Origin of the sequence: Rhizobium ecuadorense (assembly GCF_001187535.1) — a bacterium.
GTDB classification, from domain to species: Bacteria; Pseudomonadota; Alphaproteobacteria; order Rhizobiales; family Rhizobiaceae; genus Rhizobium; species Rhizobium ecuadorense.
Genome location: NZ_LFIO01000697.1, coordinates 1 through 298, shown reverse-complemented (window position 1 = coordinate 298; position 298 = coordinate 1). Strand labels below are relative to the sequence as shown.

Annotated in this window: 1 protein-coding gene; it reads right to left on the bottom strand. The window is 58.7% G+C overall.

Annotated elements, in window-relative coordinates:
* On the bottom strand, positions 1-174 hold a 174-nt coding region (locus AF337_RS13315; protein WP_193393611.1), incomplete at its 3' end, for an NIPSNAP family protein.
* Between the last annotated feature and the right edge of the window lie 124 nt (positions 175-298).

Genomic DNA, 298 nt, shown 5'->3' with positions numbered 1-298 from the left:
CCATTCGAGCAGGTAGGTCAGATCGTTGCTGGAAGAACCGATCATCGTCGTCCAGAAGCCGAGTGAGCGGATGCCGAGTCGCTCCCAGATCGCCAGCGTCGCGGTCTCGAAACGCTGCTGCAGTGCCGGCAGCCTCCCCGGCAGACATGTATAGATGCGCAATTCGTGGATCATCGGATGCTCCTCATGTTGGTCAGGCTAGATCGTGGATATCGTTCAGCGCTGGAAAAAGCGAGGGGCCGCTTCTCCGCTTGTCGGACGCTTGTCCTTAATCCTGCGGCAGACTGCGAAATCGGTC